Here is a 26,613-nt window from a genome sequence, read left to right on the forward strand (position 1 = left end):
GCGCCGTTGGCGTGCCTCATGGCGCTGAACCGGCGCCGCCAGCGGAATCAGCGTCAGTTAGCCTGCCGGTTTTGCCGCCGCGTAGATGGTTACGCTGTCGGGATTCGGGAAAGATACCGCCAGCACGTCCTGAATGAGGATCTGTCGCGAATCGATCGCGTGGAAGAGCATGGCGTTGCCTTCCAGCTCCTTGCGCAATTCGGCGATATCCGCCTTATTTTCCTCGACCTTGGCCTGAATGGCAGCAGGGGGGCCGCCTTCCGATGCAGTGGCGTCCGTCAGGAATACGATCTCGACCTTTGCGAGCTTCGACACCTTGCGCACGGTCCGGGTGGCTTCAGCGGTGTTCTCGATGGCGGCGATCACCTTATCCTCGTCGACTGCAGCCTGCGTTTCCTCTTCCTGAACCTCGGAACCGACGATCGCATCCACCGATTCCTTGCTCTCGACTCCCTGGGCAGAGGCAATTCCAGCGGTGATTGCGAGTGCAGCAACCAGCGCCAGGAAACCACCGCACAAGCCGCCGGGCCGCGTCTCAACATGCATGTTCATCTCGTCTCTTCCGCCGTCCTCTAAATCCTCATCTCGCGAGGCCAATGCCTCGCATGCGATGCGGTTCCGCATCCGATTCATCAGAACACAGGGTTATGTCGCGAACGTGGCTGCAGACAAGGCCGTAGGTGCAGGCGCCTCGATCCTCAGTCGTCGGTGTCCGGGAGAGCGTTCGCAAATCCGCCAAAGGCTGCTAAAGACTCGGCATATGAGGGGAAAGCCACCCAAGGTCTTGTATCCGCTACCAAAGCGTGCCTTGCGCGGCGCTGCGGGCTCGCCATGAAGCCGCGGACGAGACGTGGCGTCGGGCGGCCGACTATTGCGGATGTCGCCAAGCGAGCCGGCGTGGGCGCCATCACCGTGTCTCGCGCTCTGCGCGAGCCGGACCGAGTTTCAGTGGAGCTGCGGCGACAGATCTCGGCGGCCGTCGAGGAGCTTGGCTATGTTCCCGACAGCAACGCCCGGGCTTTGGCCTCCGCCCGGGCCGACGTGATCGGCGTGCTCATCCCGTCGCTGACCAACAACGTCTTCGCCGAAGTGGTGCGCGGCATCTATGACGGACTGGGCGACAGCAATCTCCAGGTGCTTCTCGGCGACACGCATTACTCTGGCATGGAGGAGGAGCGGCTGCTGCGTGTCTTCCTCGGCCAGCGGCCTTCCGCGCTTATCGTGTCCGGCATCGACCAGACCCCGGGGGCACGGGCGTTGCTCGAAACCGCCGGATGCCCTGTGGTCCAGATCATGGAAACCGGCTCGGACCCCGTCGACATGCTGGTCGGCTTCTCGCATTTCGATGGCGGCAAGGCGGTGACGCGGCACATGCTGGAGGCCGGCTATCGCCGCATCGGGTTCATCGGCGCGCGCATGGATCCTCGCTCGCAACGGCGACTGGCTGGCTATCGCGCAGCCATGGAGGAGGCACGTCAATTCGATTCAAGGCTGATCACGACCACGTCGCAACCCTCGAGCGTGACGCTTGGGCGCGAGCTGTTCCGCGACGCGCTGGCGCGCGTACCGACGCTCGACGCGGTCTTCTGCAACAATGACGATCTGGCGCTGGGCGTGCTTTTCGAGTGCAATCGCGCCGCGCTCGCCGTGCCTGCCAAGATCGGAATTGCCGGCTTCAATGATCTCGAGATGATGAAGGTGGCGTTCCCCTCGATCACCAGCGTCAAGACGCACCGCTACCGGATCGGCCGGCAGGCCGTCGATATGGCGCGTGCCGCGATGGGCGGCGAACGGCCCGAGCAGCGCGTCGTGGATGTCGGCTTCCATCTCGAGATACGCGAAAGCACGTCGCGTTCGTTTTGACGAGCAACCTCCAATTCTGCTGTTCTCCCGCGGCAAGCGGCCGCGAACCGGGATAAACCCGGCAATTTGGTCGCTTTACAATTTCACGTGGTAGCGCTACCATCGATCGTTGTGCGGACATGAAGGGAGGAGACCTGAGGTCCGCATCCAGCGAAAGGGAGCATGCATCGACGTGTGGCGGCGCCGTCGCGGTAGCGACGTCGTAAGCTTTCCTGCCGCTATCCCGGCGCTCGACCCGATCGCGCATTGGCAAGTACCAAATCGGGAGGAGACAATGCTGAAATCGCTTATCGGTGGCGCCTTCGGCGCGACCGCATTTCTGTTGATGCATTCGACTGCCATCGCCGAGCCTGAAATCGTAGCCGGACCTGCCGCGGAACCCGAATGCATGGTGCCGTGGACAGCCGAAACCAAGTTCTTCAAGTTTCCCAAGAAGGACGGCCCCTACCGCATCGCTTTGGCGAACGGCTACATCGCGAACACCTGGCGCATCCAGATGATCCAGACCGCCAAGGCCTATGCGGCGCAGCCCGACGTTGCGGCGAAACTGAAAGAATTCAAGGTGGTGTCGACCGGCGAGGACGTCCCCGCCCAGATCTCCGCCATCAACAACTTCATCGACAGCGGATATGACGCCATCGTCGTCAACGCGCAGAACCCCACCGCCTTCGCGCCGGTGATCAAGCGCGCCAAGGAGGCGGGCGTCGTCCTCGTCGCCTTCGACAACATCCTCGACACCCAGGACGCCATCAACGTCAACGTCGACCAGAAGGGTCTCGGCGTGCTTTGGGCCGAATGGCTCGACAAGCATCTGCCGAACGGCGGCAAGATCCTCGAGGTTCGCGGCGTCGCCGGCACGTCGGTCGACACCGACCGTCACAACGGCATCCACGAGACGCTCGGCGCCACCAGCAAGAAGTGGGACATCGTCGAGGTCGTCGGCAAGTGGGACGATCCGACCGCGCAGAAGGCGACGGCTGACGCCATTGCCGTGCACAAGGCGTTCGACGGCATCACCGCCCAGGGCGGCGACACCGGCGTCGTGCAGGCGATGATCGACGCCAAGCACCCGTTCGTGCCCTTTGGCGGCGAGACGGAAAACGGCTTCCGCAAGTTCTGCGCGGCGCACGCGGGAGATGGCCTGAAGTGCACGTCGGCCGGTACCGGCCCCGCGCAGGTCGCCGTCGCCATCAAGACGGCGATTGCCGCACTGGAAGGCCAGGTGGTGCCGCAGTCGGTCAAGCTGCCGCTGGCGATCGTCTCCGATCCGGACTTCAAGGAAGGCCAGGACTACTTCCCCGACCAGTCCGACAACTTCTTCGTCGGCAATTCCTTCCCCACCTGCGGGATCAACTTCACCGCCCAGGAGATCATGGGGCAGTCGAAGGAAAACCAGTAGCTCGCTCAAGAGGAACGCCGCCGCCCATCGGCGGCGTTCGCCTTCTCTTTGCCGGCGGTCCGACATGGGGCCGCCGGACCTTTACACGAGGTGGGTGATGCAGGATGGTTCCGTCGAACCTCTGTTTCGCATGGAGGGCGTCTCCAAGCGGTTTGGCGGCGTGCGTGCGCTGGAGAAGGCAGAGCTTGCCGTCCACGCCGGGCGAATTCATGCGATCCTGGGCGAGAACGGCGCGGGCAAGTCGACCCTGATCAAGGTCATGTCCGGCGTCGTCGCGGCCGATGAGGGCCGAATGACCCTGGACGGCCGCGAGGTCACCTTCGCGTCTCCCGCGGCAGCCAATGATGCCGGCATCGTATGCATCTTCCAGGAACTCTCGCTGATCCCCGACCTCAGCGTCGCGGACAACATCGTCGTGTCGAACCCGCCCCGGCGTCTCGGCATGATCGACCGGAAGGCCCAGCGCAGAATCGCCGAGGAAGCGCTTGCGCGGGCAGGAGCCGCCGACATCCATCCCTCCGCCTTGGTCAAGGATCTCCCACTGTCCCGTAGGCAGATGGTCGAGATCGCCAAGGCGCTGGCGCGCAAGCCGCGCATCCTCATCCTCGACGAGGCGACCTCCGCGCTAACGGCGGCCGACGTCTCGAAAGTGTTCGACGTGCTGAAGCGGCTGCGGCAGGAAGGTCTCGCGCTGATCTACATCTCCCACCGCATGCACGAGATCGCCGAGCTGGCGGACGAGTGCACGGTCTACCGGAACGGGCGCTATGTCGCGACGTACAAGGCGGGCGCCAAGACCGACAATGAGGTGGTCGAGCTGATGATCGGGCGCGAGTACAGCCACGTCTTCCCGCCCAAGCCGCCGCCGCAGCTCGAGAGGCAACCCGTCCTGGAGTGCCGCAAGCTCAACTGGACGGATCGGCTGCGCAACATCAGCTTTGCCATGCGGCCGGGCGAGATCGTCGGACTCGGCGGCCTCGACGGGCAGGGCCAGCGCGAACTCCTGCTGGCGCTGTTCGGGGTTCTCAGGGGCTGCACGGGGGACGTGGTGGTGGACGGGAAGCCTGCTTCGATCCGTGGTCCGTCAGCCGCCAAGAGCAACCGCATCGGCATGGCGCTGATCCCCGAGGACCGCAAGACAGAGGGCCTCATGCTGCCCATGACGGTGCGCGAGAACCTTTCCTTCGCAGCCCTCGACCGGGTCTCGGGCCGCGCGGGCGTAGTCGATACGGCTAGGGAGAACGCGCTGATCGAGGAGATGGTGCAGCTCCTGGCGATAAGAACGGCCGGCTACGACATTCCAGTCGGCGCACTGTCCGGCGGCAACCAGCAGAAAGTCGTCATCGCCAAGTGGCTGATGCGGCAACCGCGCATCATCCTGCTCAACGATCCGACCCGCGGCATCGACGTCGGCACAAAGCAGGAGATCTACCAGCTGCTCAGGCGGCTTGCCGACGCCGGTGCGGCGATCCTCTTCTACTCCACCGACTACGACGAGCTGATCGGATGCTGCGACCGGGTCATCGTGCTCTATGATGGAGAGATCAAGCGCGAGTTCGTCGGCAACGAGATCAACGTGCACAACCTGATCGCCAGCGCCCTGAACATCTCGACTGCAGAGGCGGCGGCGAGGGCGGGGGTAACAGCATGAGCGAGTGGCGCTACTGGTTCGCGGAACAGCGCGGCACGCTGCTGGCGCTGGGCATCTTCGTGGTGATGTTCATCATCTACACGGCCAACCATCCCGCGGGGTTCACGGCCAACGTCGTCCAGACGGCGGCCAACAAGGGCGTGCTGCTCGCCTTCGTGGCGATGGCCCAGACCCTGGTGGTGATCACGGCAGGCATCGACCTGTCGGTCGGCATGATCTTCCTGCTCACCAACTGCCTCGCGTCCTGGATCGTCGTCGGCACGCCCATGGAAACCGCGCTCGGGGTGGTCGCGGTGCTGTTGGTCGGCGCCCTGTGCGGCGCCCTCAACGGAGCCATCGTCATTTACGGCAGGCTGCAGCCGATCGTCGCCACGATTGCCACCGGCGCCATCTATTATGGCTTGGCGTTGCTCCTGCGGCCGACACCCGGCGGCTCGGTCAACGAAGACCTCGCCGATGCACTCACGACAAAACTGTTCGGCTTCATGCCTGCCAGCCTCGTCACGCTGCTGGCCGTCGTGCTGGTCGTCTGGGTGCCCTTCAGCCGCTCAGTCTATGGGCGGGCGGCTTATGCCTCCGGCTCGTCCGAGATCGCCGCCTACATGTCCGGAATGCCGATCCGGCGAGGCAAGTTCATGGCCTATACGCTGTCGGGGCTGCTGGCCGCCGTCGGCGGCCTGTTCCTCACCTTCTTCACCTATACCGGCGAAGCGGCCTATGCGAGCGGCAGCGCCTACACGCTGTTCTCGATCGCCGCCGTGGTGCTCGGCGGCGTGTCGCTGTTCGGCGGCAAGGGCAGCCTGATCGGCGCGATATTCGGCGCATTCGCCTTTCGCACCATCGGCGACCTGCTCTTCGTCTTCGATTTCGAGCCGCTGTGGCAGCCGCTGTTCCAGGGGGTGGTCCTGCTCCTTGCCGTGAGCCTCGGCGCATTTGCACTGTTCAGGGTGCGCAACCGACTGGAGTGGTTCGGATGAGCGACACGACCACGAGCGGGAGCCAGGCGAGCCGCATGCCGAGATTCGTCCGTCGCTTCGATCCGGCGGTGGCCACCGCCTTCGGCTGCATCCTTATGCTGCTCGTCGTCGGCAGCATCTACTCCACCAGCTTCCTTTCGCCGGAATACCTGCTTCAGCAGCTTAAGGTGGCGTCGTTCCTCGGCGTCATCGCGACCGGCATGATGCTGGTCGTCCTGCTCGGGCAGATCGATCTCTCCGTGCCCTGGGTGGTGTCCACCGGGGCGATGATGGCGTGTGCGGCGGCCGCCATGGGTCCGCTTGGCGGGCTGCTGGCAATTCCGTTCGGCGTGCTCTGCGGCGTTCTGATCGGGCTGGTCAACGGCTTCGGCGTGGCCTATCTGCGCATCCCGTCCATGATCATCACGCTTGCCACCAATGCCGTCGCCCAGGGCCTCATGGTCGTCTACACCGGCGGCTTCTCGCCGCAGGATTCAGCGCCGGAGGCGATGCGCTGGCTGGCGACCGGCTTCCTCGTTCCGGGCGTTCCTAACGCGGTGATCGTCTGGGCGATCATCGGGGCGGCGACGGTGTTTGCGCTGACCCGCACGACGTTTGGACGCTCGGTCTACGGCATCGGCAACCAGGAGCGCGCGGCCTACCTCTCGGGCGTCGACACCCGGCGCATCGTGCTCATTGCGTTCGCCGTCGCCGGGGGCCTGAGCGCCTTCGGCGGCGTGCTTCTGGCTGGGTACGCCTCCAAGGCGGCGCAGTCGATGGGCGACGCCTATCTGCTTCCCGCCATCGCGGCGGTCGTGCTCGGCGGCACGTCCATCCTGGGCGGCCGGGGCTCCTATCTCGGCACGGTCGCGGGCGTCATCCTCATCACGCTGCTGCAGTCGATCCTGTCGGTCATGCAGATGCCGGAGGCCGGCCGCCAGATCACCTACGGCATCGTCATCGTCATCATGCTCCTGCTCTACGGCCGCGCGCCGGCTACCCGGTGACGGACCATGAATGACGAACGAAAGCATGGCGGTGCTCCGCTTGGCCCTCCCGCCGTCGTGGTCATGGGGGTCGCCGGCTGCGGCAAGTCGGCGATCGGCGCACGGCTCGCCGCCAGGCTCGGATATCGCTTCATCGAAGGCGACCGGCTGCATCCGCCGGAAAACGTGGCGCGCATGTCGAGCGGCCTGCCGCTGACGGACCAGCTGCGCCGCGGCTGGCTGGACAGGATCGGCGAGGAGATGGCCGCCTCCGGGAGCGCGGGCGAGGGCGTGATCGCCGCATGCTCGGCGCTCAAGCGGATCTATCGAGATCGCCTCAGGATGCGCATGCCGGGCACCCTGTTCGTCTATCTGCGCATCGACCCGGAGACCGCCCGGCGCCGTGTCGCCGGACGAGCGGGCCACTTCATGCCGGCGAGCCTCGTCGACAGCCAGTTCGCCGACCTCCAGCCTCCCGAGCCGGACGAAAATGCGCTCACGCTGGACGGCGCGCTGCCGGTGAAGGAGCTTGTCGAGCAGGCGGCGCGGGCAGTTGCGGCAAGGGGTGGGGCCAGGGGATCCTTCGCCGGCGAGGGAGCATAGCGTCCGCGGCGCTGGCGATGGCCGCCGCACATCAATTTTCTTTCGTCATCCTAGGGCAAGCGCAGCGAAGCGGAGCGCGACCCTAGGACCCATGCCGTGAACTGGCAGGCCGCCGATGCGCACATTGCCGCTGCCGCAACACATGGCGCTCACGTGTATTCGCGCGGTTAGGCGTCCTGCGTATCCGTCACGGCATGGGTCCTCGGGTCTCCGCTCAGCTTCGCTTTCGCGCCGCCCGAGGATGACGAAGCGGGGAGGCGCGCCACCAATCGCCGTTGGTTCGCCGCTACGCCGCGATCGGAGGCCGCCTGTCCTTCCAGGGCATCGCCTGCTCGAGCTGCGTCGAGGCTGCGAGCACGGTGGCCTCGTCGCCATAGCGGCCGACGAGCTGCACGCCGATGGGGATGCCCTCCTTCGACTGCGCGAGCGGCAGCGAGATGGCCGGATGGCCCGAGAAGTTGAAGGGGAACATGAAGGCGGCGTCGTGCCACTTCGCGTTGTAGGCGTCGAGGTCCGTCATCGACATGTCGTAAAAGCCCATCGGCCGCGGCAGCTGGGTCAACGTTGGTGTGACGAAGATGTCGTAGGGGTTGAGGTCGGTCGCCACGGCACGGCTCAATTGGCGGAGCGCCTCGATGTCGGAGGCGTGCTCGGTGGCCTTCAGCGAGCGTCCCCGCTCGATGACCGCCCACGTGATCGGCTCGACGTCAGCCGGCGAAACAGGACGGCCGACGAACTGCGCGAGGAAGTCGAAGACGACCGCGGTCTCCACCGTGCACATGCGCGTGTAGGTCTTCCACGCCGCATCGCCGTCAAGCGCCATATCGTGCTCCTCGACCTCATGGCCGAGCCCAGCCAGCGTGCGCACAGTCGCCTCGACGGCAGCCTTCACCTGCGGATCGATCGCAGTGCCGTTCGGCGGCGTCACGGAGTAGCCGACGCGCAGCTTCCGTGGGGCGCGCTTCGACAGCTCCAACCAGCTCTCGGTCGGCGTTGGCGGCGTGTAGACGTCGCCAGGCATGCCGCCGGCGAGTGCATCAAGATAGGCCGCCGTGTCGCGCACGGTGCGCGAATTGCAGAAGAAGTAGGCGCCGCCGTACCAGAAGTCGCCGCTGGGCGAGAGCGTGACTCTGCCGCGCGACGGTTTTAGGCCGACCGTGCCGCAGCAGGAGGCCGGCACGCGGATCGAGCCGGCGCCGTCGCTTGCCTCGCCGAGCGGGACCATGCGCGAGGCGACCGCGGACGCCGTGCCGCCGCTGGAGCCGCCGGCGGTGATGCCGTCCTTCCAAGGGTTCTTCGTCGCGCCGTACATCTTCGGCTCGGTCGAGATCGACCAGCCGTTCTCCGGCGCGTTGGACTTGCCGACGAGCAGGAAGCCCGCGGCCTTGGTGCGCTGCACCGCCACGCCGTCGAATGTCGCGACCAGGTCCTTGAGGTAGTAGGACGAATTGGTGGTCGGCGCGCCCTCCCAGGACGAGGCAAGCTCCTTCAGGAGATACGGCACGCCGGCAAAGGGTGCCGCGGTGTCGACCGACTTCGCCGCCGCGCGCCCCATGTCGTAGAGCTTGTGCACGATCGCGTTGAGCTCGGGATTGAGGCGGTCGATCAGCGTCGCGGCGCACTCGACGAGCTCGGCCGGGGAAACCTCGCCGCGATTGACCATTCCGCCGAGCTCGAGGCCATCGGCGTCGGCATAGGTCTTCAACAGGCTGTCGGTGATCGGCATGTGGCTTCCTCCGTTATTGTTGCGGCGACGTTTCCTGGAACACCCCTCATCCGACCGCTTCGCGGCCACCTTCTCCCGCAAGGGGAGAAGGTAAAGTCCTGCTTCGGCATCTCCGCAGATCCTCGACGTCCGCGACTGACGGCGGCTTCGGCGCAAGACGTTCCTTCTCCCCTTGTGGGAGAAGGTGGCCGAGCGAAGCGAGGTCGGATGAGGGGTGTTCCAGGCTTCGCGAGTGGTGAGACCGATCTCCGCCTACAGATCGATCGCCTTCTGCTCCTGGATGCTCCGCTCGGCCGCAAGCACGATGCGCAGGGAGTTGACCGCGGCGTCCATGGACTCCGACAGGTCGAGGTCTTCCTGGATGGCCTTCAGGAAGAAGGCCTGCTCGCGGTCGCAGAGCTCCTGGTGGCCGGGCTCGTCGGTCATCGAGAGGATCTCGTCGGGCTTCGACCAGTTCTTGTCGGCATCGACCGCCGCGTGGTGGATCTTGATGGCGTCGGTCTTGGTGTGCTTGTCGATGTCGGCGGAGTCGGAGAGTTTTTCAGTCTCGGTCACGCTGCCGCCTTGGTTGGCGACGATCGACACCGCGCCCTTGGGACCCACCACGTCCTTCACGAAGAAGGCGACCTCGCTCATCATCGGGCCCCAGCCGGCCTCGTACCAGCCGACCGAACCGTCGTCGAAGGTCACGTGCAGGTGGCCGTAATTGTCCTTGTCGGCCTCGGCCCACAGCTTGGCGCCGATGCCGTGGACGCGCACGGGCTTGGCGCCCGTCAGCTGGCACATCACGTCGACATAGTGGACGCCGCAGTCGACGATCGGGATCAGCGAGTCGATCAGGTTCTTGTGCCAGTGCCAGGCAGGCCCGCTGGACTGCTGGTTGAGGTTGAGGCGCATGACCAGGGGCTTGCCAAGCGTCTTGCCCACCTCGATGAACTTTATCCAGGACGGGTGGACGCGCAGGATGTAGCCCAGCACCAGCTTGCGGTCCTTGGCACGGGCAGCCGCGACGACCTTTTCTGCGTCCTCGATGTTGGTGGCGATGGGCTTCTCCATGAAGACATGGCAGCCGGCGTCGATCGCCTTCAGCGCATATTCCGCATGCGTGTTCGGCCAGGAGTTGATCGACACCGCGTCGGGCCTGGCTTCCTTCAGCGCCTGGTCGTAGTCCTCATAGAGCGGGTAGCCCTTGAGCTCGTCGGGGATCTTCTTCGACTTGATCGAGCGGCTCATCAGGCCGACGATCTCGAAGCCCGGATTGCGATGATAGGCGCTGGCGTGCGAGGCCCCCATGTTGCCGAGGCCGACGACGAGGATTTTGACTTTGTCCGGCATGGTGCCCTCCCAGAGAACTGCACACGATATTGGTTGCGACCCCCATCTCCGCCGCCGCTCCGCGGCGACACCTCTCCCCCGATCGACGGGGGAGAGGATGGGAGCCAGACTGGACGCCTGTCCTCTCTCCTCACTAAGTGGGGGAGAGGTGTCGCGCGAAGCGCGACGGAGAGGAGGCGTTCAGTCGGTTACTGGTAGCGATCCCTCACACCGCGTCGTCGAACATGTGCTTGCGCACGGTCTCGACGTCGATCTTGGCGAACTCGTCCGTGAGCTTGTAGGCATCGGCGTCGGCCTTGACCTTGGCCTTGTCGAAGTCGTTCGCCGCCTTGATCAGCTCGTTGGTGCAGACGTCCTCCGCCTTCACCGCCGCCTTGATCTGACCGATCTTCAGGATCTCGTCGAAGAAGCCCTGCCAGCTCGCCATATCGTGCGAGCCCCAGCCCTCGCGCTTGTCCATGTCGCCGCGGAACACGTTGTCCTGCTGCAGGAGCGAGGTGGTGCCGAGTTCCGGCCCGGTGTTCTTGGCGAAGGCCGGGAACTGCTCGAACACCGCCTCGACCGCCGCGCGCGGGTTCTGGTGGCCGAATTCGAGGCCCATCGCCCAGGCGCGCAGGTACTTCTCAAGGAACGCCTTCTTGTCCGGGTCCTCGAGGTCGGCGGCGCGCACGACGAAGGTGTTCGCCGGCATCTTCGACTTCTGCACGCCCAGCCAGTAGTCGAACTTCAGCCCGGTCGCGATCCATTCGGCGCGCAGGCCTTCCCACGACAGAGCAGCGTCGCCCTGGCCAGCGGCCAGAGCCGTGCCCCAGGTCGGCCAGCCGGCCTCGACATACTTCACCTTGGTCACGTCGACGCCCTGGGCGGCGAGCATCGGGTCGGTGATCGCCTGCCATGCGGCGGAGCCGAGCAGGATCGTCTTGCCTTCCAGGCCCTTCAGGTCCGCCATGCCCTCACCCTTGCGGAAGGCGAAGGAGAAGGTGTCGCGCGCGCCCATGTGGAACACGCTCTTCAGCTTCATGCCGTTCTGGATGGCGAAGGAGAAGATGCCGGGCGACGGGAAGCCCATGTCGGCCTGGCCGACATCGACGAACTTCACGGTCGCGGTGCCGTCCGACGGGCCGGGCTCCATGGCCGTGTTGAGATCGCCGAAGTAACCCATCTTCTTGGCGATCCAATACGGATAGTCGTCGAGCACTTCGAGCGTGCCGCGCGGCGAAATCCAGGTGAACTTCTCGTAGGTCGCGGCCTGCGCCTTGCCCATCAGGCCGGGCGCGCCAAGCGCAGTGGCGGTGACGACGCCAGCGCCGGTCACCTGCAGGAACTGGCGGCGGCTCATCGGCAGCCCGCCGGTGAGATGTGACTTGGTGATCATGGCAATTTCCCCAGTTTGTTTGATGTTGAGTTTCTTGTCTGCCGTTCTCCGCCTGATCGTCGTCGTCAGGCCTCCCAACTCGCCCACTTCTTCCCGATGAAGAAGAACAGCACGTAGATCAGGATGCCGAGGATCGATAGGATCAGCACCACTGCGAAGAACTGCGGCATCTGGATCATGGACGAATAACTTGTCAGGCGGTTGCCCAGCCCGAAGCCGCCGCCGACCATCTCTGCGCCGACGGCCGTCAGCAGGCCGAAGATCGCGCCGATCATCAGGCCGACCAGGATCATCGGCAGCGCCATCGGGGCGCGGATCTTCCAGAAGATCTGGAGCGTCGATGCGCCGTAGGAGCGAGCGAGCGCTATCTTGGCGCTGTCGACGCGGCGGAAACCGGTGGCGGCGTTGATCATCACCATCGGGCCGGCGGCCAGCGCCACCGCGATGATGCGCGGCGTATAGCCGAAGCCGAAGCGCAGGATGAGCAGCGGGACCAGCGCCAGCATCGGCGTGGTGACGAGCAGCAGGATGTAGGGCGCGACGATCTTCTCCGCGAACGGGAACTGCGTGATCACCGCGGCCATGATCAGGCCGACGAGGGAACCGATGGCGAAGCCGGAAAGCAGCTCGACCAGCGTGTGGCCGAGATGCGGAGCGATGAGCGGGAACTCGTCGACCAGCGCCCAGGCGATCTCGCTCGGCGGCGGCATGATGTAGTGCGGCACCTCGAAGAGGCGCAGCGCCAGCTCGGCGCCGCCGATGATGGCGACGGCAACAGCAACGATGGCGAGGATCTCGGTGCGGGTCTTGGCGCCGCCGCTCGAAAAGGCTGACAGGTTGGTCAGGCTGACGTCGCCGCCGTCGCCGGACTTCGACTTGCTGAATTCGGGGATGGCGTCGCTCTGGCTCACTTCAGCACATCCTCAATTGGCAGCCGCGGACCGCGCCGCGGCGCCGATGCGCCCGCCGACGATATCCAACTTGATCGCATTGGTGAGGTCAAACACTTCCTTGGTCGCCATGATCTCGAACGAGCGCGGCCGCGGGAAGGGGACCTGGTATTCCTTGGCAACGCGGCCCGGACGCGGCGACAGCACGACGACGCGGTCGGACAGGAAGATCGCTTCCTCGATGGAGTGGGTGATGAAGACGATGGTTGTCGGGGCGTCGAGCCAGATCTCCTCGACCAGCCGGTTCATCTCGTCGCGTGTAAAGCTGTCGAGTGCGCCAAAGGGCTCGTCCATGAGCAGCACGGAAGGTTTCAGCGAAAGGGCGCGCACGATCGCGGCGCGCTGCTGCATGCCGCCCGAAAGCTCGCGCGGGAACTTGCTGCCAAAGCCTTCCAGCCCGACACGCTGGAGCAGGTGGTTGATCCACTGCTTGTCCGGCGTCGTTCCCTTGATCTCGAAAGGGAAGTTGATGTTGGCGTCGAGGTTGCGCCAGGGCAGCAGGTTGGCCTCCTGGAAGACGATGCCGATGTCCGGGTGGGGGCCGGTGATTGGCTTGCCGTCGAGCGCGATCGCGCCGCCGCTCAGGCCATGGAGGCCGGACATGCACCACAACAGCGTGGTCTTGCCGCAGCCGGAAGGGCCGACGATCGAAACGATTTCATTGGCCTGCACATCGAATGTGCAGCGGTTGAGCGCAAGAAGGTTGCCCGAGGCCGTCTGATAGACCTTCGTCGCCCCCTGAACGCCCAGCTTGGGCAGTTTCTGATCGACCGCTTTCATGCTCCCCCTTAAGCGCGGCGACGCGGTGGCCATCCTCTCCACCAGACCGCAAAATTCAGTCTGAAACTAACCTACTTTAGTGTCAAGTCGGGAACTGACGTAATTGCTGCATTCCATTGCTCTGAATCGGTAAGCTCATGATTCTGCTTATTTTTGAACGCTTGTGTCCGGTGTTGCTTTCCTACATACTGATTTCGCCAGGCGCGTCGGCGGGGCAGAGGTTATTACTGGTGGAGTGCGGGCAGCTGTGATGGTCAGATCCCCTCCGCGGTCAGGGAGGGGTTGCGAATGCTAGGTATATCTCCAACGAAACAGGCTGCCGACTGGCTTGCATCTTTCTCGCATCAAATCGAGGCGGGAGACGTTGCGGCGGTGGCGGGATTGTTTCTGGACGAATGCTACTGGCGCGACCTGCTGGCCTTTAGCTGGAACATCAAGACTGTCGAGGGGCGCGAAGGCGTCCGGGAGATGCTGGCGGCGACGCTTGCTTCGGCGCGGCCTTCGGGGTGGGCGATCGAGGGCGAAGCCGCCGAGGAAAATGGGACCATCGAGGCGTGGTTCACCTTCGAGACGTCTGTCGCGTGGGGCAGCGGGCTTATGCGGCTCCGGAACGGAAAGTGCCGGACGCTGTTCACCGCGACGACCGATCTGAAAGGCTTCGAGGAAAAGAGGGGCGCTACGCGGCCGCTCGGCGTACGCCACAAGGCCGATCCGGCGCGCGAGACCTGGTCGGAGGCGCGGCAGCGGGAGCAAGCATCGCTCGGTTCGCAGGAACAGCCCTATGTGCTGGTGATCGGCGGCGGACAGGGTGGCATCGCGCTGGGCGCGCGGTTGAAGCAGCTCGGCGTGCCGGCGATCATTCTGGAGAAGAATGCGCGTGCAGGTGACTCCTGGCGCAACCGTTACCGCACGCTCGTGCTTCATGATCCGGTCTGGTACGACCATCTGCCTTACATCCCCTTCCCGGAACACTGGCCGGTCTTCACGCCCAAGGACAAGATGGGCGACTGGCTGGAAATGTACGCCCGGGTGATGGAGCTGAACTACTGGACCCAGTCTACCTGCACGCGGGCCTCCTATGACGGCAAGGCCGGGGAGTGGACGGTCGAAGTTGACCGGGGCGGCGAGAAGGTCGTGCTCAGGCCGAAACACCTCGTCTTCGCCACCGGCGCCTACGGGCCGCCGCGCCTGATCGACCTGCCGGGCAGTCACCGGTTCAAGGGCAAAATCCTTCATTCGAGCGCCTATGCGAACGGGGCGGATTTCCGCGGCAAGAAGGTGGCGGTGATCGGCGCCGCCAGTTCGGCGCACGACGTCAGCGTGGACCTCTGGGAGAGCGGCGCCGAGGTGACGATGATCCAGCGCTCGCCGACGACGGTGGTGAAGTCCGCGACCCTGATGGAGCTCGCCTTCGACATCTATTCGGAAGGCGCAGTCGCACGCGGGATCACGACCGACAGGGCGGACATGATCGCCGCGTCGACGCCTTTCGCGCTGATGCCGGAGACGCAGCGGCCGCTCTACGACGAGATCCGAAGGCGCGACGCCGACTTTTACCGGCAGCTGGAGAGCGCCGGTTTCGCGATCGACTTCGGCGAGGACGAAAGTGGCCTGATGATGAAGGCCTATCGGACGGGCTCCGGCTACTACATCGATGTCGGCGCCTCCGACCTGATCATCGGCGGCGAAATCAAGGTGAAGAGCGGTGCGTCGATCACCGGGCTGACGGAGACCGGAATCGCGTTCGACGACGGCAGCGAGATCGAGGCCGATGTGATCATCGCCTGCACGGGCTACCAGTCCATGCACGAGACGGTGGCCGGCATCGTGTCCCGGGAGGCTGCCGACCGGATCGGTCCGTGCTGGGGCCTGGGCTCGGGCGTCAAGGGCGATCCGGGCCCCTGGAAAGGCGAGCCGCGCAACATGTGGAAGCCGACGGCGCACGAGGCGCTGTGGTTCCACGGCGGCAACCTCGCTCTGTCGCGCTTCTACTCGAAATACGTGGCCATGCAGCTCAAGGCTCGCATGGAAGGGATCTCGACGCCTGTCTATGGGGAGCCGGGGTAAGGCGAGAACGCGGACGACCTCGCGGTGCCTGTCCTCGGGTTTGCCGGAGGCAAGCCCCGGGGGCTCGGCCACCTTCTCCCACAAGGGGAGAAGGGAAGTTGGTGCCTACAGCACCGCGGTCATGCCGCCGTCGACGTAGATGATCTGGCCGTTGACATAGTCGGACGCGGGTGAGGCGAGGAAGACGGCCGCGCCGATCAGTTCCTCCGGCTTGCCCCAGCGGCGGGCCGGCGTGCGCGCCTTCACCCAGGCATCGAAGTCCGGGTTCGAGGTCAGCGCTTCGTTCATCTCGGTGAGCATGTAGCCGGGCGCGATCGCGTTGGCCTGCACGCCGCTCGCCGCCCATTCCGCCGCCATCTGCTGGGTCAGCATCTTGATGCCGCCCTTGGTCACCGCATAGGGCGCGATGGTGGCGCGGGCGAGCGAACTGGTCACGGAGCCGATGTTGATGATCTTGCCGCGGCCGCGCGCGACCATGCGCCTGCCCGCCTCGCGCCCGACGACGAAGGCGGCGGTGAGGTTGATGTCCAGCACCCGCTGCCATTCCGCGGTCGGCAGGTCGACCATCGGCTTGCGCCACTGGATGCCTGCATTGTTGACCAGGATGTCGACGGCGGCGCCGTCGGCGTCGAGCTTTTCGAACGCGCCGACAATGGCCGGTTCGTCGGTCACGTCGAAGGCGACGCCGTCGGCGGCATATCCCCGCGCGCGCATCTCCTCCACCGCGGCTGCGACGCGCGTGCGGTCGGTTCCGTTGAGGATGACCCTTGCCCCTGCCGCAGCAAGCCCCTCAGCAAAGGCGCGGCCGAGGCCGCGCGTCGAACCGGTGATCAGCGCGGTGCGTCCGGTCAGATCAAAAAGGGGGGTCGACATGCGTGGCCTCTCCTGGTCAGCAGCAGCGTCCGAAATGCCGGGCAGCCACGTGCACATGGGTCCGCCGCTCGGCCGGAACGTAGTGCGCCAGATCGTCGGTCTTGTCGACGGCCTCGTTGGGCCACCATTTACCGCCGGCGACGATGCCGTGGGAGACGAGGCGCCGCTCCGCGACCAGTTCCGCGCCGCGTGCATCGTAGAAGCTGATCGGCGCGACGCGCTCCTCGATCATGGTGATGTCGGCTGCGCCCCCGACCGCCAGCGTACCGAGTTCCGGCCGTGCGATAGCACGGGCAGGAGTCTCGGTCGCCGCGCGGATCACTTCGGTCAGCGACATGCCCAGCGCCATCAGCTTGGACATGCAGACGAGGATGTCGAAGGCCGGACCGTCGACGCAGTAGAGGTGGACGTCGCTGCTGATGACGTCAGGCGCCAGCCCTTCCTTCAGCATGGACCGGGCGACGTCGAAGTCGAACGAGCCCATGCCGTGACCGATGTCGAAGATGACGCCGCGCTCGCGCGCCAGATGCATGTCGGGGCGCACTGCGCCGGAGGCGAAGACCGGCGCGTTGGGGAAGGGGCGGAAGCAGTGGGTCAGCACGTCGCCGCGGCGCAGGCGGGGCAGCACCTCCGAGCGGCCCGGCGGCGGCTCGTCGATATGCGCCATCAGAGGCAGGCCGACATGGTCCGCCGCCTCGACGGCGAGGTCGACGGGCGCGATGCCGCTGGTTCCGCTGGCATGCTTGCCGGCGCGCACCTTCATGCCCACCACGACGTCGCGATGCTCGTCCACGCAGGCGACCGCCTCGCGCGGGTCGCACAGCCTGAGGTCCGAGCACTCGCCGACCATCAGCGTCTCCGCGAAGCCGAAGATGCCGGCAAAGGAAATGTTCACGTAGGCGAGGATGCGGACCTTCGATCGCTCCATCACGTGGCGGCGGAAGCCCAGAAAATTGCCGGCGCCGGCGCTGCCCGCATCGATGAAGGTCGTGGTGCCGCTCCTGGCCGCAAGCCGGTCGGCGTCGACGCCCAGCGACGTGCCGCCCCAGTAGACGTGACTGTGCAGGTCGATGAGGCCGGGCGTCACGATGCGGCCTGCCGCGTCGATGACGTCTCTCGCACGGTCGGTGGGGATGTCGGATTCAATCGCGGCGATACGCCCGTCCGCAACGGCGATGTCGCGGCGCGCGTCGACGCCGGATTGCGGATCGATCAGGCGCCCGCCCTTGACGAGCAGATCATAGCGCATCCGAATTCCCCTTTGCTGCGGCCGGCGGACTTTCCCCGCTCGCGCCCTTCGATGTTCTTGCAAGTTGTCACAGACGAATTGTTGGAAAGCAACATTTATCTGGTCAATCTCGCCCAAATGGATGTTGCTTATTTACACGCCGCCGCGCATGCTGCCTGGGTTCCGAGAAGAGGCGAGACATGACGTACGACAGGAATCCTTTCCCAGAAGCCGATACCGATCGCCATGCGCTCTGGGAGATGCTGGTACGGCGGGACATCGACGCTTTCCTGACGCAGGACTGGGGAATGGTCGAGGACGATTTCATTGCCGACAGTTTCTTCGGGATGCACGCGCATTTCCTCAACGACGCTGACGCCTGGCGCTTGCAGTTCCCGCGGCTGGAAGTCTATCGCGACGAGTGGCTGCGGCAGGCGGCCGAGACCGCGAAGACGGAGTTCAAGGAGCCCCTGCGGGACGCACTGTTCCGGGTCACCAACATGCGCGACATCGATGTCGACGGCGACCGGGCCGTGCTGCACAAGAAGTTCAACGGGTCGGTGGCAAAGGCCGACGGCACGCTCGACAAGCTGAACTGGCAGACGCTCTATTTCTGCCGGCGTGTCGGCGGCCGCTGGAAGATCGCCGGCTTCGTCGGCTACATGCCGCACCCCTTGGGTCGGTAGGGCCGGCCCGCCAGCAAACAGCCTGCCCGGATAGGAAAGGAACGTGGACTGCGATCGTGATCGCGCGCTACGCGGCCTTGTCCGCGAGCGGCTCGATGGTTTTCAGCACCTGTTCGAGCCTCCTTGCCTCAGTCTCGAGTTCATAGGCCTGCTGGAAATTCATCCAGAACTCGGGCGTGGTGTCGAAGAACCGGGCGAGGCGCAAGGCTGTGTCGGGGGTTACGCCGATTTCCTCCCTCGCGATGCGTTCGATCCGGGTGCGGGGGAGACCGAGCCTCTTCGCGAGCGCACCCGCACTGAGTCCGAGGGGGACCAGATACTCCTCCCGAAGGAATTCTCCGGGATGGATCGGTCTTGCAAAGCGGAATGTCATCAGGGTCTCCATCCAGCTTGCGGACCAGCCTAGTGATAATCGACAATCTCGACGCTTGCGGGGCCGGCGTCGGTCCACTTGAAACAGATACGCCACTGGTCGTTGATGCGGATCGCATATTGTCCCAAGCGGTCTCCTTTCAATGCCTCGAGACGATTTCCGGGAGGGGAACGAAGATCGTTCAGCTCGACGGCATTGTTCCGGGCGCGAAGCTTGCGTTCTCCGCCGGCAAGAATGTCATTCGGGAAGCAGCTTGCCCTTGTATGAGACGATCATCGGTCGCTCCGCCATTTGTATCATTGCCTGATACGGATGTTTGCGCAAACTGATTGATGGGTGCGCACCTCCCGCTGAACAAACGGTGCGATTATCTGTTATCAGAAGGATCAGATCACACCGAGAGACAACTCCATGGCCGGACACATTTCGCCCGCGGCCCTTTCCACCGAAGAAAAAGACGCGCCGCTCGCGCCCTTCGACAACAGCTATGCGCGGCTGCCGGAGCGCTTTTTCGCGCGCACCGATGCGAGTCCCGTGTCGGCTCCGAAGCTCATCCGGCTGAACGACGCGCTGGCGCGGGAACTCGGCCTCGATGCCGCGCGGCTTGCCGGCCCGGAAGGCGTCGCGATGCTCGCGGGCAACGCCTTTCCGCCAAACGCCGACCCGATCGCCATGGCCTATGCCGGACACCAGTTCGGAAATTTCGTGCCGCAGCTCGGCGACGGGCGCGCGCTCCTGATCGGCGAGGTGATCGATCGCAGAAGGAGACGTCGCGACATCCAGCTCAAGGGCTCCGGCCCGACGCGCTTCTCGCGCAACGGCGACGGCAGGGCGGCACTTGGCCCGGTGCTCAGGGAATACGTCGTCAGCGAGGCGATGGCCGCACTGGGCATTCCGACCACGCGCACGCTCGCCGCGGTGCTGACCGGGGACCCGGTCTATCGCGAAACGCGGCTGCCGGGCGCAGTGCTCACGCGCGTGGCGGCGAGCCACATCCGCATCGGCACCTTCCAGTACTTTGCGGTGCGCGGCGACCTCGAGGCGGTGAGGCTGCTCGCCGACCACGCGATCGAACGCCATTATCCGGCAGCCCGCGGCGCGGACCACCCCTATCTGGCGTTCCTCGAAGCCGTGATCGCCGCCCAAGCGGCGCTGGTGGCGCGCTGGATGCTCGTCGGTTTCATTCACGGCGTCATGAATACCGACAACATGGCGATCTCGGGCGAGACGATCGACTACGGACCCTGCGCCTTCATGGACCAGTACGACCCCGCGGCCGTGTTCAGTTCGATCGACCGTCAGGGCCGCTACGCGTATGCCAATCAGCCGGGGATCGCAGTGTGGAACCTGGCGCGCCTGGCCGAGACGTTGGTGCCGCTGCTCGACGCCGACCAGGACAAGGGCGTGGAGCTCGCAGAGGCGGCACTGAGGACATTTCAGCGTCACTACGAGGCAACGTTCCACAGCGGGCTACGGCGCAAGCTCGGACTGCTCACCGAGGAGGCGGACGATCTCAAGCTGATCAGCGATCTGTTCGAGCTGATGGCGAAGCAGCAGGCGGACTTCACCCTGACCTTCCGTGCGCTGGGGGATGACCTTGATGCTGTCCCCGGAGAGGGGACGGCCCGGGCCCAGTTCGCTTGGCCGCCGCTGTTCGACGAGTGGGCGCGTCGATGGCGCGAGCGCCTTTCCCGCGAGGCCGGCCGCGACGAGGAACGGCGACAGGTCATGCGGTCGAACAACCCGAAATACATCCCGCGCAACCACCGCATCGAAGCGCTGATCCAGGCGGCGGTCGAGCGAGCGGATTTCCGCCCGTTCGAGGAACTTTTGACTGTGTTGGCGCGCCCCTTCGACGAGCAGCCGGAGATGGCGCACTATGCCGAGCCGCCGAAGGAGCACGAGCGCGTCCTGCAGACTTTCTGCGGGACATAGGCCGGGCGCGCTGCGGTTCTCGTCAAGCGATCAACCGCCAGAAGAAGATCGCGCTCATGGTTGCGCCAACCACGATGACGATAGCCCTGACGACCCCCGCCGGCAGCGCTCGCGCGACGGGTGCTCCGGCGTATCCGCCAATCGTCGCCGCCACCATCATGAGTATTGCCTGGGGCCAGGCGACGATCCCGGCAGCGGCGAAGGTCGCGACCGAGATCGCCGACAGCACGAATGAGAGCCCGTTCTTCAGCCCGTTCATGAGGTTGAGGTCGCGCATCCCCCAGAGCGAGAACAGCGCCAGGAGCACGATGCCGAGCCCGCCGTTGAAGTAGCCGCCGAAGAGCGCCACCAGCAGGGTTCCGAACGGTCCGTGCGGCTTCCCCAAACTGTGCCGCTGCGCCCATCCCTGAAGCTGCTCGCGGAACGCGAAGGCCAGGGTGGCGAGCGCCAGGAGGAACGGTACAACGGCGGAGAACGCCTCGTTGGACGAGACCAGGAGCAGGAGCGAGCCCGCCAGCCCGCCCACCGCCGTCGCCGCGACGGTCTTCAGGAGCTGCTTGCGATCCAGCGCGGCGATCTCGCTGCGGAAGCCGAGCGCGCCGCCGAGATAGCCCGGAAAGACGGCGACCGCGCTCGTCGCGTTCGCCGCCACGCTGGGGACACCCGTATAGACCAGCGCGGGGAAGGTCAGGAACGTGCCTCCGCCCGCTACCGTGTTCAGCATCCCGGCAAAGAACGCCGCTGCGGCCAGGATCAGATATTCGGTCATGCTATTCCTTCCATTCGCGGAGGCTGCGGCAGTCACGCCGCGGACGGAGCTGGCTGATTGCCGATCGGCAGGCGCCGCACAGCTGAGGTCGCAAGGTGCGATTGTCGTTCAGGGATCGTTGTCGCGTTTCCGGCCTGGTCCCCGCATCGCGGAAAGCCCGCCTCTGCCCCGCGGCCGGGGCGCGACGCAGCCTGGCCGGGGGTCAGACGCCCGCGATGGGGCGTACCCCGCAGGACAAGAGTAGATGGCGCTCGGTCGCGTTCATGTGGAGGGCGTGGCCCTCGGCGGCAGGAAAGTCAACCTTGGGACCTCGACTAGACCAGCGGCAGGGCAGAGCAGAACTGAAGGACGTTTTCGCGGAACGGCCCTGCGTACCAAAGGACTGCACGATCGGCGGTTCAAAGGATTGTCGCGACGACTGCACCCAGCGCGATCGCAAGAGCAACAAGACTGACCACGATCACCGCAGCGCCAGACCAGAAGGCCAGCGCAGCCACCCAGTCGTATTTCCTGTCCGCGAGTTCGTCCATCATTCACTCCGTCAACTGTCAATGCCGCCTGGCTGGCGGCGGTTCCCGTCCTGCAGGGGAGCATCGTCCTCTTCGTGCAGGAGCACTCTCTCGGCCGCGCCGTCCAGATCCTCCAGCTGTCCACTTTTCATGGACCACAGGAAGGCGATCAGGCCGACCAGACCCATACCCAGCGCAACCGGCACCAGCCAGGAGAGAAGGCTCATGCGGCCTCCACAAGGCTGCCTGACGCCCATCTGCCGCCCCCATTCGGGGTCCGGTCGCCAGGGAGCGCCAGCCGCAGCGCGTTGGCGACGACGAGTATGGACGAGGTCGACATGGCGACAGCGGCAAGCAGGGGCGTGACGTGCCCGGTCAGCGCCAGGGGAAATGCGAGCGAATTGTAGCCGATCGAGAGGGCAATGTTCTGAGTGACGAGCCGACGCGCCTTTTGCGCGACGAGGACCGCCTCCGGAACGCTCTCGAGACTGGAACCGAGGAACACCAGATCCGCCGCGTTCCGACCCACGTCCGCGGCTGACGAAGGGGCCATGGAAACGTAGGCTGCCTCCAGCGCAGGCGCGTCGTTCAGGCCGTCCCCCACCATCAGCACCTTTCGGCCCTGCGCGGCGAGGGCCTCCAATCTCGCAACCTTGTCGCCGGGGAGCATGCCTCCAGCGGCCGAGTGCACGCCGACCGAAGCAGCCGCCTCGCGGACTGCAGCGTCGGCGTCGCCTGAGAGGATTTCGATCCCGAGCCCGATTTCACGCAGCTGCCGAACGGCAGCCGCCGCACCGGGCCGGAGGCTGTCGGAGATCCGGAACGCGCCCAGAATGCGGCCGTCGACAGAGAGCCACGCTTCGGATGCGAACGTGTCCCCGGCCGCGCGCTGGTCGACCCAGCGCTTCCGTCCAAGCCTGTAGGTCTTTCCGTCGATCCTGCCTTCGATGCCGTCTCCGGGCAGCTCGCGCACATCGTCCACGGCCAGCGAAGCCGGCGGGCGCAAGGCAGCCACCGCCCGCGACGCGGGATGTCGTGACAGCCGCGCGAGCGCGGCGGCGTCGTCGATGTCGTGGTCCGGCACGGTGTGGGACGCGACCGCGGTGATTCCCGAAGTGAGGGTTCCCGTCTTGTCTAGGGCGGCGTGGTCGATCTCCGCGAGCCTTTCCAGCGCGGCCCCGTCCTTGAGGGTCACGCCGCGCGAGAACAGTCGACGCGCAGCCACTGCCTGAACCATGGGAACGGCGAGGCCAAGCGCGCAGGGGCAGGTGATGATGAGGACGGTGATGGTGACCGTCAGCGATCGGTGGAAGTCGCCCGTTGCCCACATCCAGCCGGCAAAGGTCGCCAGCGCCACGAGATGCACGACGGGAGAATACAGCCCGGCTGCCCGGTCGGCGATGCGGCGGTAGCGGGCGCGGCCTCCCTCGGCGGCTTCCATCAGCCTCATCATGTCGGCCAGGAACGAGTCCTTCTGCGGCCGGTCGACCCGAACGGTCAGCGGGCCATTGAGGTTGAGGGAGCCCGAGAGCACCTGCGAGCCCGGTCCAACCTGCTCCGGAGCGGATTCGCCGGTCACGACCGAAAGGTCCAGCAAGGCGTTCCCGGAGAGCACCGTTCCGTCAACGGGCATGCGCTCCCCGGCGAGCACGACAACGCTATCGCCCGCCGCGATCGCGACGGCTTCCCGGTACTCGCGTCCTCCGTCCGGCGCCAGCACGGTTGCTCCGCGCGGCATCATCCGTGCGAGAGAGCGGACGGCCTCGCGCGCGCGGCCGCGCATCGCCTGGTCTGCGGCCCGGCCGGCCAGCAGGAAGAACAGCAGGGAGGTCACGGCGTCGAAATAGGCATGCGGCCCGCCGGTGGCCGTGTCATACGCGCTGAGCAGGAACGCCAGCAGCACGCCGACGCTGATCGGCACGTCCATGTTGGTGCGTCCCGCGCGAAGGGCGCTCCATGCGGACAGGAAGAAGATGCGCCCGGAATAGGCCAGTGCAGGCAGCGCCAGCGCCGCCGAGATCAGGTGGAAAGCATGCCTCGTCTCAGTATCCGCCCCCGACCAGACCGAAACCGATAGAAGCATGATGTTCATGGCGGCGAAGCCAGCCACGGCGGTGGCGCGCAGCAGCCGGGCCATCTCCGGATTGCCACGCTCGTCGCCGGACTCCGCGAGGCTTGCTTCATGTCCCGCGCGGCGCAACGCATCGAAAAACGGGGGCATTTCGGCGTCAAGTCGCCATTTGACGGCGACCCTCCTTGCCGTCAGGTTGACCCGCGCCGCGACGACGCCGTCGAGCGCGCCAAGCGCCCCTTCGATCGATCGGATGCATCCTGCGCAATGGGCGTGCGGAACGGACAGGTCCGTCTGCAGAACGCCGTTCCCGAGGTCCCGGCTTGCCAGCACGATCTCGCGGGCAGCCACTTCGCGCCCCGGCCCGAGATCGAGGGCCGCTTCGGTTCCGGGCGCGCAGCAGCTCACCGGTCAGGCCTCCGGTCGCGCCAGGGCCTTGTAGGCATGCCAGGTGGCGTGCCCCAGCAGCGGAAAGATGACGATCATGCCGAGCAGCCCTGTCGCCACGCAGAGGCCGAAGAGCACGAGCACCATGGCGCCCCAGGCGATCATCGGCTGCGGGTTGTTCCACACCAGCCTCATGCTGGTGGCCATCGCGGTCAGCGCATCGACACGCTGGTCGAGGAGCATGGGGACGGAAAAGACGCTGATCGCGAAGGCGAAGGAAGCGAACAGGCCGCCTGTCGCCGTCCCGACCACGAGCATCGCCCAGCCGTAGGGCGTGCCCAGCAGGATGCCGACGACGTGATCGAGGCCGGGAAATTCGGTCACCCCGAAGAACAGCGCCCAGAGGAGCACCGCGGCGCGCATCCACAGAAGCATGAGGAGGCTGAGCAGCAAGCCCGTGAAGAACACCTGGGCGCCTGCCCTAGGCTGCGCGCGCAACATCGAGCCGAGCGTGAAATCCCTGCCTTCGCCGATCGCCCGGCTCTTCTCGCAGAGGCCGATCGCCAGGAATGGCGCCACGATGAGGAAACCCGCCAAGGCGGGGAACAGGATGTAGTCGCGGCCAAAGCCCACCAGCGTCCACACGAACGCAACCGACAGGACGAACACGCCGATGCCGTAAGCCAGGCTGGAAGCAGGCCGCGTCCAGAAATCGCGCCATCCGGCCGCCAGCCAGTGCTGGCCTTCCAGCACGGGCAGGCTGCGCTGAAGCCTCGGATCGCGGGTCTCCCCGATCCCGGAGGTCTCGCTCAGAAGCCAGTAGGACTTGTCGGCCTCGCCCATCATCCTCTCCTTCAGCACGCTGACTTGGCGGCGCGGAATCCGCCGCCTTTGTCCGCGACCTTCAAATGGTCCACGCACTCCGGCTGCGACTTGAACGCGATATAGACGAGGTGCGCATTCGCTCCGGCGAACACAACCAGCCCCACCGGGACCAGTATCCAGGCCAGCCGTCCCCCGGGCAAACGGGCGCGCATGTTCATGGCTGCCGCGTCCCCAGGTCATGCACGTAGAGCGCCAGCGTGCGGATCTCGGCCGGCGTCAGCCGCTCGTCCCAGGTTGGCATGTGACCCTGGCGGCCCCCGTGCACGGAGGCGATGATGGTGTCCATGGTGCCGCCGTAGACCCAATGGGCGTCGGTCAGGTTCGGAGCGCCTAGCTCCGGATTGCCCTGCGCGTTCTCGCCATGACAGGCTGCACAGGTCGTCACGAATACCTCACGACCGGCGTCGATGCGGTCGATGTTTTCCGGAGTCGAATAATCGGGGTGGGTGAGCGAATAGACGTAGGCCGCGACGTTGCGGACCTGCTCGCGGTCGAGCATCTCGTCGCGACCGAAGGCCGGCATCTGGCCGACCCTGGTTTCCGGGTGCGCGGTGTTGATGCCGACGCGCAGCGTCTGCTCGATCATTTCCGGGCCGCCGCCCCACAGCCAGTCGTCGTCGGTCAGGTCGGGGTAGTTCGCGCCGCCCCTCCCGTCGCGACCGTGGCAGGCGGCGCAATTGTCGCCGAACAGCTGCCGTCCGACATCGCGCACCGTCTTCATCAAGGCCTCGTCGGCGAGGATCGTGTCGTAGGGTTCGCTCTCCAGTCGCGCCATCCACGCGGCGCGTTCCTGCTGACCCTCCACGACCCGAGCCTCGACGGTTCTGTGCTGGTCGACGCCGAGGAGACCCTTTGTGTAGGTATGGCCGAGAGGCCAGGATGGCACCAGAAACCACCAGGCGATCGCCCAGAGGTGCGTCACGATCAGGAACATGAGCACGCCGCGCGGGATCGGCGTGTCGAGTTCCTTGATGCCGTTCCACTCGTGTCCGGTCGTTTCGCGGCCGGTGATGGAATCGCGCTCTACTTCGTCCATGGCCTGTCGTCCCGATCGAGAATGCTATGCTTGGCGCGGTCGAAGCGCTTGCGGTTCCGGGGCCAGAACGCGTAGACGCAGACGCCGATGAAGAAGGCCATCATGTAGAACAGGCCCCAGCTCTTCGAAAATGCGACGAGCGTATCGTGGCTGAAGTCCATCTCCTGCTC

26 protein-coding genes and 1 pseudogene are annotated in these 26,613 nt (G+C 65.7%); 9 read left to right on the top strand and 18 right to left on the bottom strand.

The window, feature by feature from the left end; all coding sequences use genetic code 11:
• Positions 1–57 precede the first annotated feature (57 nt).
• Positions 58–546, bottom strand: coding sequence for a hypothetical protein (locus PD284_RS08475; protein WP_274627768.1), 489 nt, complete (start codon positions 544–546; stop codon positions 58–60).
• Between the two features lie 285 nt (positions 547–831).
• Between PD284_RS08475 and gntR the strand changes: the two genes are divergently transcribed.
• The 6 genes from gntR (at position 832) to PD284_RS08505 (ending at position 7,458) form a co-directional block, all read left to right on the top strand.
• Positions 832–1,863: an HTH-type transcriptional regulator GntR gene (gntR, locus tag PD284_RS08480; protein ID WP_274627769.1), complete on the top strand. Its 1,032-nt coding sequence runs from the start codon at positions 832–834 to the stop codon at positions 1,861–1,863.
• Positions 1,864–2,137: 274 nt separating this feature from the next.
• On the top strand, positions 2,138–3,262 hold the full coding sequence (locus tag PD284_RS08485) for a sugar ABC transporter substrate-binding protein (RefSeq protein ID WP_274627770.1): 1,125 nt from the start codon (positions 2,138–2,140) through the stop codon (positions 3,260–3,262).
• A gap of 97 nt (positions 3,263–3,359) precedes the next feature.
• Positions 3,360–4,913 (top strand): sugar ABC transporter ATP-binding protein, encoded by a 1,554-nt coding sequence (locus PD284_RS08490; RefSeq protein WP_274627771.1) that lies wholly within the window; start codon positions 3,360–3,362, stop codon positions 4,911–4,913.
• Positions 4,910–5,890 (top strand): ABC transporter permease, encoded by a 981-nt coding sequence (locus PD284_RS08495; RefSeq protein ID WP_274627772.1) that lies wholly within the window; start codon positions 4,910–4,912, stop codon positions 5,888–5,890. Before PD284_RS08490 ends, PD284_RS08495 begins: the two co-directional genes overlap by 4 nt.
• Positions 5,887–6,876: an ABC transporter permease gene (locus PD284_RS08500; RefSeq protein ID WP_274627773.1), complete on the top strand. Its 990-nt coding sequence runs from the start codon at positions 5,887–5,889 to the stop codon at positions 6,874–6,876. The genes PD284_RS08495 and PD284_RS08500 overlap by 4 nt, the downstream gene beginning before the upstream one ends.
• Positions 6,877–6,882: 6 nt before the next feature.
• The gene (locus PD284_RS08505; protein WP_274627774.1) at positions 6,883–7,458 is read left to right on the top strand and encodes a gluconokinase; all 576 of its coding nucleotides are present in this window, start codon (positions 6,883–6,885) and stop codon (positions 7,456–7,458) included.
• 286 nt (positions 7,459–7,744) lie between these two features.
• On the opposite strand, the gene PD284_RS08510 is transcribed toward PD284_RS08505, so the two are convergent.
• The 5 genes from PD284_RS08510 to PD284_RS08530 form a co-directional block, all read right to left on the bottom strand.
• Entirely contained in the window at positions 7,745–9,184 is a 1,440-nt protein-coding gene (locus PD284_RS08510; protein WP_274627775.1) for an amidase, read from the bottom strand.
• Positions 9,185–9,436: 252 nt separating this feature from the next.
• Complete coding sequence (locus tag PD284_RS08515) at positions 9,437–10,519, bottom strand: Gfo/Idh/MocA family protein (RefSeq protein WP_274627776.1); 1,083 nt, start codon at positions 10,517–10,519, stop codon at positions 9,437–9,439.
• A 205-nt stretch (positions 10,520–10,724) separates the two neighbouring features.
• Positions 10,725–11,894, bottom strand: a complete 1,170-nt coding sequence (locus PD284_RS08520) for an ABC transporter substrate-binding protein (protein ID WP_274627777.1) — start codon at positions 11,892–11,894, stop codon at positions 10,725–10,727.
• A gap of 65 nt (positions 11,895–11,959) precedes the next feature.
• Complete coding sequence (locus PD284_RS08525; protein ID WP_274627778.1) at positions 11,960–12,805, bottom strand: ABC transporter permease; 846 nt, start codon at positions 12,803–12,805, stop codon at positions 11,960–11,962.
• Positions 12,806–12,817: 12 nt separating this feature from the next.
• The gene (locus PD284_RS08530) at positions 12,818–13,624 is read right to left on the bottom strand and encodes an ABC transporter ATP-binding protein (RefSeq protein ID WP_274627779.1); all 807 of its coding nucleotides are present in this window, start codon (positions 13,622–13,624) and stop codon (positions 12,818–12,820) included.
• Between the two features lie 288 nt (positions 13,625–13,912).
• Between PD284_RS08530 and PD284_RS08535 the strand changes: the two genes are divergently transcribed.
• Positions 13,913–15,691 (top strand): NAD(P)/FAD-dependent oxidoreductase, encoded by a 1,779-nt coding sequence (locus tag PD284_RS08535; RefSeq protein WP_274627780.1) that lies wholly within the window; start codon positions 13,913–13,915, stop codon positions 15,689–15,691.
• Positions 15,692–15,796: 105 nt separating this feature from the next.
• Here PD284_RS08535 and PD284_RS08540 read toward each other — a convergent pair whose 3' ends face one another.
• Positions 15,797–16,564: an SDR family oxidoreductase gene (locus PD284_RS08540; protein ID WP_274627781.1), complete on the bottom strand. Its 768-nt coding sequence runs from the start codon at positions 16,562–16,564 to the stop codon at positions 15,797–15,799.
• A gap of 16 nt (positions 16,565–16,580) precedes the next feature.
• On the bottom strand, positions 16,581–17,813 hold the full coding sequence (locus PD284_RS08545; RefSeq protein WP_274627782.1) for an amidohydrolase/deacetylase family metallohydrolase: 1,233 nt from the start codon (positions 17,811–17,813) through the stop codon (positions 16,581–16,583).
• A 179-nt stretch (positions 17,814–17,992) separates the two neighbouring features.
• Between PD284_RS08545 and PD284_RS08550 the strand changes: the two genes are divergently transcribed.
• Entirely contained in the window at positions 17,993–18,478 is a 486-nt protein-coding gene (locus tag PD284_RS08550; RefSeq protein WP_274627783.1) for a hypothetical protein, read from the top strand.
• Between the two features lie 67 nt (positions 18,479–18,545).
• On the opposite strand, the gene PD284_RS08555 is transcribed toward PD284_RS08550, so the two are convergent.
• Together PD284_RS08555 and PD284_RS08560 are read right to left on the bottom strand one after the other, a co-directional pair.
• Positions 18,546–18,851, bottom strand: a complete 306-nt coding sequence (locus tag PD284_RS08555; protein WP_274627784.1) for a HigA family addiction module antitoxin — start codon at positions 18,849–18,851, stop codon at positions 18,546–18,548.
• Between the two features lie 29 nt (positions 18,852–18,880).
• A pseudogene (locus PD284_RS08560) lies at positions 18,881–19,096 on the bottom strand (type II toxin-antitoxin system RelE/ParE family toxin); the annotation flags it as partial.
• 166 nt (positions 19,097–19,262) lie between these two features.
• Here PD284_RS08560 and PD284_RS08565 point away from each other — a divergent pair.
• Complete coding sequence (locus PD284_RS08565; RefSeq protein ID WP_274627785.1) at positions 19,263–20,786, top strand: protein adenylyltransferase SelO; 1,524 nt, start codon at positions 19,263–19,265, stop codon at positions 20,784–20,786.
• 22 nt (positions 20,787–20,808) lie between these two features.
• Here PD284_RS08565 and PD284_RS08570 read toward each other — a convergent pair whose 3' ends face one another.
• From PD284_RS08570 to PD284_RS08605, 8 genes are all read right to left on the bottom strand, one after another.
• Positions 20,809–21,555 carry a sulfite exporter TauE/SafE family protein gene (locus PD284_RS08570; protein WP_274627786.1) on the bottom strand — a complete coding sequence of 249 codons (747 nt, stop codon included), beginning with the start codon at positions 21,553–21,555 and terminating at the stop codon, positions 20,809–20,811.
• A 398-nt stretch (positions 21,556–21,953) separates the two neighbouring features.
• Positions 21,954–22,085, bottom strand: a complete 132-nt coding sequence (locus tag PD284_RS08575; RefSeq protein WP_274627787.1) for a hypothetical protein — start codon at positions 22,083–22,085, stop codon at positions 21,954–21,956.
• An 11-nt stretch (positions 22,086–22,096) separates the two neighbouring features.
• On the bottom strand, positions 22,097–22,291 hold the full coding sequence (gene ccoS, locus PD284_RS08580; protein WP_274627788.1) for a cbb3-type cytochrome oxidase assembly protein CcoS: 195 nt from the start codon (positions 22,289–22,291) through the stop codon (positions 22,097–22,099).
• Entirely contained in the window at positions 22,288–24,543 is a 2,256-nt protein-coding gene (locus PD284_RS08585; protein ID WP_274627789.1) for a heavy metal translocating P-type ATPase, read from the bottom strand. The genes ccoS and PD284_RS08585 overlap by 4 nt, the downstream gene beginning before the upstream one ends.
• Before the next feature lie 3 nt (positions 24,544–24,546).
• Positions 24,547–25,368 (bottom strand): DUF2189 domain-containing protein, encoded by an 822-nt coding sequence (locus PD284_RS08590; protein ID WP_411956258.1) that lies wholly within the window; start codon positions 25,366–25,368, stop codon positions 24,547–24,549.
• An 8-nt stretch (positions 25,369–25,376) separates the two neighbouring features.
• Positions 25,377–25,565 (bottom strand): hypothetical protein, encoded by a 189-nt coding sequence (locus PD284_RS08595; protein WP_274627791.1) that lies wholly within the window; start codon positions 25,563–25,565, stop codon positions 25,377–25,379.
• Positions 25,562–26,443, bottom strand: coding sequence for a cytochrome-c oxidase, cbb3-type subunit III (gene ccoP / locus PD284_RS08600; protein WP_274627792.1), 882 nt, complete (start codon positions 26,441–26,443; stop codon positions 25,562–25,564). The genes PD284_RS08595 and ccoP overlap by 4 nt, the downstream gene beginning before the upstream one ends.
• A complete protein-coding gene (locus PD284_RS08605) occupies positions 26,431–26,604 on the bottom strand; it encodes a cbb3-type cytochrome c oxidase subunit 3 (RefSeq protein ID WP_274627793.1) in 174 nt (57 codons plus the stop codon). Before PD284_RS08605 ends, ccoP begins: the two co-directional genes overlap by 13 nt.
• Positions 26,605–26,613: the final 9 nt, after the last annotated feature.

Origin of the sequence: Mesorhizobium shangrilense (assembly GCF_028826155.1) — a bacterium.
Classification (GTDB): domain Bacteria; phylum Pseudomonadota; class Alphaproteobacteria; order Rhizobiales; family Rhizobiaceae; genus Arvimicrobium; species Arvimicrobium flavum.

Excerpts from the sequence above, each read along its gene's own strand:
- PD284_RS08475 (WP_274627768.1), bottom strand. The coding sequence starts at position 546 with ATGCATGTTGAGACGCGGCCCGGCGGCTTGTGCGGTGGTTTCCTGGCG.
- gntR (WP_274627769.1), top strand. The coding sequence starts at position 832 with ATGAAGCCGCGGACGAGACGTGGCGTCGGGCGGCCGACTATTGCGGAT.
- PD284_RS08485 (WP_274627770.1), top strand. The coding sequence starts at position 2,138 with ATGCTGAAATCGCTTATCGGTGGCGCCTTCGGCGCGACCGCATTTCTG.
- PD284_RS08490 (WP_274627771.1), top strand. The coding sequence starts at position 3,360 with ATGCAGGATGGTTCCGTCGAACCTCTGTTTCGCATGGAGGGCGTCTCC.
- PD284_RS08495 (WP_274627772.1), top strand. The coding sequence starts at position 4,910 with ATGAGCGAGTGGCGCTACTGGTTCGCGGAACAGCGCGGCACGCTGCTG.
- PD284_RS08500 (WP_274627773.1), top strand. The coding sequence starts at position 5,887 with ATGAGCGACACGACCACGAGCGGGAGCCAGGCGAGCCGCATGCCGAGA.
- PD284_RS08505 (WP_274627774.1), top strand. The coding sequence starts at position 6,883 with ATGAATGACGAACGAAAGCATGGCGGTGCTCCGCTTGGCCCTCCCGCC.
- PD284_RS08510 (WP_274627775.1), bottom strand. The coding sequence starts at position 9,184 with ATGCCGATCACCGACAGCCTGTTGAAGACCTATGCCGACGCCGATGGC.
- PD284_RS08515 (WP_274627776.1), bottom strand. The coding sequence starts at position 10,519 with ATGCCGGACAAAGTCAAAATCCTCGTCGTCGGCCTCGGCAACATGGGG.
- PD284_RS08520 (WP_274627777.1), bottom strand. The coding sequence starts at position 11,894 with ATGATCACCAAGTCACATCTCACCGGCGGGCTGCCGATGAGCCGCCGC.
- PD284_RS08530 (WP_274627779.1), bottom strand. The coding sequence starts at position 13,624 with ATGAAAGCGGTCGATCAGAAACTGCCCAAGCTGGGCGTTCAGGGGGCG.
- PD284_RS08535 (WP_274627780.1), top strand. The coding sequence starts at position 13,913 with ATGCTAGGTATATCTCCAACGAAACAGGCTGCCGACTGGCTTGCATCT.
- PD284_RS08540 (WP_274627781.1), bottom strand. The coding sequence starts at position 16,564 with ATGTCGACCCCCCTTTTTGATCTGACCGGACGCACCGCGCTGATCACC.
- PD284_RS08545 (WP_274627782.1), bottom strand. The coding sequence starts at position 17,813 with ATGCGCTATGATCTGCTCGTCAAGGGCGGGCGCCTGATCGATCCGCAA.
- PD284_RS08550 (WP_274627783.1), top strand. The coding sequence starts at position 17,993 with ATGACGTACGACAGGAATCCTTTCCCAGAAGCCGATACCGATCGCCAT.
- PD284_RS08555 (WP_274627784.1), bottom strand. The coding sequence starts at position 18,851 with ATGACATTCCGCTTTGCAAGACCGATCCATCCCGGAGAATTCCTTCGG.
- PD284_RS08565 (WP_274627785.1), top strand. The coding sequence starts at position 19,263 with ATGGCCGGACACATTTCGCCCGCGGCCCTTTCCACCGAAGAAAAAGAC.
- PD284_RS08570 (WP_274627786.1), bottom strand. The coding sequence starts at position 21,555 with ATGACCGAATATCTGATCCTGGCCGCAGCGGCGTTCTTTGCCGGGATG.
- PD284_RS08575 (WP_274627787.1), bottom strand. The coding sequence starts at position 22,085 with ATGGACGAACTCGCGGACAGGAAATACGACTGGGTGGCTGCGCTGGCC.
- ccoS (WP_274627788.1), bottom strand. The coding sequence starts at position 22,291 with ATGAGCCTTCTCTCCTGGCTGGTGCCGGTTGCGCTGGGTATGGGTCTG.
- PD284_RS08590 (WP_411956258.1), bottom strand. The coding sequence starts at position 25,368 with ATGATGGGCGAGGCCGACAAGTCCTACTGGCTTCTGAGCGAGACCTCC.
- PD284_RS08595 (WP_274627791.1), bottom strand. The coding sequence starts at position 25,565 with ATGAACATGCGCGCCCGTTTGCCCGGGGGACGGCTGGCCTGGATACTG.
- ccoP (WP_274627792.1), bottom strand. The coding sequence starts at position 26,443 with ATGGACGAAGTAGAGCGCGATTCCATCACCGGCCGCGAAACGACCGGA.
- PD284_RS08605 (WP_274627793.1), bottom strand. The coding sequence starts at position 26,604 with ATGGACTTCAGCCACGATACGCTCGTCGCATTTTCGAAGAGCTGGGGC.